We start from the raw sequence: 4,304 nt of genomic DNA, 5'->3' as shown, positions 1-4,304 counted from the left end.
TCGGCATGGGGCCGGGACTGGCCTACACCATGGGCAACAGTTGGGAGGCCTACGGTTTCAGCGGGGGCGGCGTGGTGGGCCTCACTTTTGCGGCCATCGGCTTCCTCATCGCCTATTTTGTCGGCATTCCGCTGGTAAACCGGGCCATCGCCAAAGGAACGACAACTCTGATTTCAGGCGCCGATGCCATCAGCGACGACGTGCGCCGCGGTGTGTTGAAGGAGCCGCCACCGCTGCGGTCAGCCGGCAACTTGACCATTGCATCTGAGGCGATGGAGCCCATGGCGTTTCAGCTGGGGCTAATCGGCGCGCTCTACCTTTTCACCTACGCCATCACCTACGGGCTCAACGGTCTCATGATCGACGCGGGTCTGCAGGAGTACACCGCGACCCTGTGGTCGTTCCACTTTATTCTGGCGGCGGTGGTTTCCATGCTGTTCCGCAAAGGGGTCGACATGGCGGGACGCGGCTACCTGATCGACAAGGGCCTCATGACCCGCTCAGCCGGCGTTTTCATGGACTACCTCGTGGCCGCTTCCATCGCCGCCATTTCCATCGCCGTCGTCTGGCGCTACTGGCAACCCATTGCGCTCATCTCCCTCTCCGGCGGCCTGGCCACCTATTTCTACGTGCGCTGGCTGATGTACCGGGCGTTCGACGACTATCACTTCGAACGTTTCATCGGCGTGTTTGGCGATATGACCGGCACCATCAATTCGGGGCTGGTGCTGGTGCGGGTCACCGACCCCGAATTCGACACTCCCGTGGCCGAAGACCTGGTGTACGGCAGCGGCATGGCCCTGCTGGTGGGCTTTCCCCTGCTGATCGTGCTCAACCTGCCGTTCACCTACTTCGCCAACTCTGTCACCGGCTACTGGGTGACGATCGTTATTTTCCTGATCTATTTCGTGATCCTGATCATCGGCTGGCGGCTCACAGGATTCCTGCGGTTCACTGCTCAACCGCCCGGCGGCCGCGAGTGACGCATCCCGAACTCTCACCGGCGACCCTGCTGCTGGCCAATGGCGCCCGCTTTGATGGCCTCAGTTTCGGAGCGCTGGGCAGCGCCACCGGCGAGGTCTGCTTCAACACCGGCATGACCGGCTACCAGGAAATTCTGACCGATCCCTCCTACGCCGGGCAGCTCGTCACCATGACCTATCCCCACATTGGCAACTACGGCGTCAACGATGAGGATGTGGAGTCGAGCCGCATTCAGGTGGCCGGTTTCATTGTGCGCGACGGCACAGCGACCCCCTCCAACCACCGCATGACCCAGACCCTGCCCGACTACCTGACTGACGCCGGCATCGTCGGCATCCAGGGCATCGACACGCGCATGCTGGTGCGCATGATCCGCAGCGAAGGGGCCATGAACGGCGTCATTGCCTCCGGCGAGATTGATGAGGCGGCGCTGAAACGGCTTTTGGGCGACGCCCCCAACATGACGGGACTCGATCTGGCCAGCGCCGTCACCTGCTCAAAGCCGTACACCTGGGGCGATGGCGCAGGAAAATTTCGAGTGGTGGCGTATGATTTTGGCATCAAGTATAACATTATGCGGAAGTTGGAAAACCTCGGCTGCGCCGTTACGGTCGTCCCTGCCAACACTCCCGCGAAAGAGGCCCTGGCCCTGCGGCCCGACGGCATCATTCTCTCCAACGGTCCCGGCGACCCTGCGGCGGTGACTCCCGCCATTGAAGCGGTGGGGGACCTGCTGGGCCAACTGCCCATGTTCGGCATCTGCCTGGGGCACCAGATTCTGGCGCTGGCGCTGGGGGCGACCACCTACAAGCTGCCGTTCGGGCACCGGGGCATTAACCATCCCGTCAAGAATCTGGCCACCGGCAAAGTGGAGATTACCAGCCAGAACCACGGCTTTGCGGTCGATGCCGATTCCATAAAGGGAGAGCTGGAGCTGACCCACGTCAACCTCAATGATGACACGGTGGAAGGGCTACGGGCGGAAGGGCAGCGGGCCTTCAGTGTGCAGTACCACCCGGAGGCGTCGCCGGGGCCGCATGACGCGGCGTATCTGTTTGAGGAGTTTGTAGGGATGATGGGGGGCTGAAGAGCAAATCAAGAGCCGCCAAGAGGACACTCACCCCCTTTACTGCGTAATGCCCTGAACTTGCTACCTTTTGGTGGACAGTGTAAGAAGTCATAGATTACCATGATCTACGGAGGTATCTATGATGGAGGAGAAACGAACCAGGCGGGTGTTCACCCGGGAGTTCAAGGTGGAAGCGGTGGAACTGTTGGTCAATGGCAACAGGAAGGCCGTGGAGGTGGCCCGGAACCTGGGGATCCGGGTTGAACTGCTCTATCGTTGGAAGAACGAGTATATGAGCAATAGAGGCGACGCCTTCCCCGGCATGGGGCACCTGGCCGATCCCGAGGATGAGCGGATGCGCAAACTGGAACGTGAACTGGCCAGCGTCACTGAGGAGCGCGACATCTTAAAAAAAGCGTTGGCCATTTTCTCGAAAACACCCCGATGAAGTATCAGTTTATCGATGACTGCCGCTCCTCATTTGGCGTGGAGAAGATGTGCCGGTCGTTGGCCGTAAGCCGGAGCGGATTCTATCGCTGGAACCAATCAGGAGAAAGTAAACGGGCGGCCGAGAACCGTCTGCTGCTGGATAGTATCCGGCGCATTTACGAGTCCACCAGGGGCCGCTACGGGAGCCCTCGCATCACCGCTGAGCTAAAGGACCAAGGCTACAGTTGTAGCCGCCCGCCGGTCGCCAGAATGATGCGCAAGCACGATATCAGGGCCAGAGCCTGGAGAAAGTTCAAGGTCACCACTAACTCTAAACACAAGCATGCGGTTGCACCGAACCTGCTCAGGCAGACCTTCCTGACCGAAGCCCCCAACCGGATCTGGGTCTCGGATATCACCTATATCCGCACCCTGGCGGGCTGGCTCTACCTCACAGTGGTCATGGACCTTTACAACCGCAAGATCGTCGGCTGGTCCATGAGTGATCGGATGGAGGCCACCGACACCACTATCCCCGCCTTCGAGATGGCCGTTAAAGGATGCCAACCCCTGCCTGGCCTGGTGTTCCACTCGGACCGGGGCGTACAATATGCCTGCGAACCGTTCGTTGCCCTGCTGAGCAGGTCAAAGGCGATCCAGAGCATGAGCGGCCGGGGTAACTGCTACGACAACGCTGTAGCCGAGAGTTTTTTCCATACCTTGAAGACGGAGCTGGTCTATCACGAAATCTACCATACCCGGGAGCAGGCCAGACGCTCTCTGTTCGAGTACATGGAGAGCTTTTACAACCGGTCCAGGAAGCACTCAACCTTGGGATACAGATCCCCGGTCGAATATGAAAACATGAAGTTCAACCAGGCAATATGACTACTAGCAGTGTCCACTTTTTTGTAGCAAGATCACTACTGAACCATATTACTTTGACGACATACAAGATCACGTTTTATGACCTTGTGTGCACTGTTATCCATTAGCACCGAAAGAGGACACCAATGATGACCATATTAGTGGTTGGAGCGACGGGCAATACGGGACGGCCCCTGGTGGAACAGTTGCTGGACAAGAATCACAGAGTTCGCATTATTGTCCGCTCGTCTCACAACCTCACCGCCGAGATTCTGGAAAATCCAAATACGACGGTCATAACGGCTAGTGTTCTCGACTTGACCGATGAGCAATTGGCAGAGCATGTAAAGAACTGTGATACCGTTGCCTCGTGCCTGGGACATAACCCGAACTTCAAGGGAATATTTGGAAAACCGCGAAATTTATGCACAGACGCGACACGACGTTTATGTAACGCGATCGAAAAGAATAGACCACCCATACCTGCCAAATTCATTCTTATGAACACGGTTGGTGTCCGGAATCCCGATCTCGGAGAGCAGCGGACGTGGATTGAACGGGTACTGATTACGCTCTTGCGTTACACTGTACCTCCGCAAAGGGATAATGAGACTGCGGCTGAGCACCTGCGTAGCAAAGTGGGTAAGGAGAACAATCACGTCGAATGGTGCATAGTCCGCCCGGACACATTAATCGATGCCGAGGTTTCGACCTACGACATCAAAGAGTCCCCAGTCACGGGTATCTTTACTGGCCGTCCTACCACGCGATCTAATGTTGCTCAATTCATGACTGAGCTAATCGAGAATGCAGAGCTTTGGAGTACATGGAAGTTTCGGATGCCCGTCATTATGAACTCCAAATCTCGTAGTTAGTAGCAATCTTTGGCATAGCGATGACCTGACCCCGATGATTGTGCCAGGGGTTTTGTTGTCGCTCGATCTCTCCATGAAAC

At 57.3% G+C, this 4,304-nt stretch carries 4 protein-coding genes; all 4 read left to right on the top strand.

Annotation, left to right across the window (positions count from 1 at the left end):
* Nucleotides 1-983, top strand: a 983-nt coding sequence (locus IH971_11020; protein ID MCH7498360.1) for a hypothetical protein, incomplete at its 5' end; no start/stop codon positions are given.
* Nucleotides 980-2,071 carry a glutamine-hydrolyzing carbamoyl-phosphate synthase small subunit gene (carA, locus tag IH971_11015; protein MCH7498359.1) on the top strand — a complete coding sequence of 364 codons (1,092 nt, stop codon included), beginning with the start codon at nucleotides 980-982 and terminating at the stop codon, nucleotides 2,069-2,071. The genes IH971_11020 and carA, both read left to right, overlap by 4 nt.
* A gap of 121 nt (nucleotides 2,072-2,192) precedes the next feature.
* A protein-coding gene (locus tag IH971_11010; protein ID MCH7498358.1) for an IS3 family transposase occupies nucleotides 2,193-3,370 on the top strand; the annotation gives its coding sequence in 2 pieces (ribosomal slippage) (nucleotides 2,193-2,457 and nucleotides 2,457-3,370; 1,179 coding nt in all).
* A 128-nt stretch (nucleotides 3,371-3,498) separates the two neighbouring features.
* The gene (locus IH971_11005) at nucleotides 3,499-4,224 is read left to right on the top strand and encodes an SDR family oxidoreductase (protein MCH7498357.1); all 726 of its coding nucleotides are present in this window, start codon (nucleotides 3,499-3,501) and stop codon (nucleotides 4,222-4,224) included.
* Nucleotides 4,225-4,304: the final 80 nt, after the last annotated feature.

It is taken from the genome of Candidatus Neomarinimicrobiota bacterium (assembly GCA_022560655.1).
Classification (GTDB): domain Bacteria; phylum Fidelibacterota; class Marinisomatia; order SCGC-AAA003-L08; family TS1B11; genus JADFSS01.
This window is presented reverse-complemented; position numbering and strand designations above follow the sequence as displayed.

What these genes read in the sequence shown, in the direction of transcription:
- IH971_11005 (MCH7498357.1), top strand. Translation starts at nt 3,499, where the DNA reads ATGACCATATTAGTGGTTGGAGCGACGGGCAATACGGGACGGCCCCTG.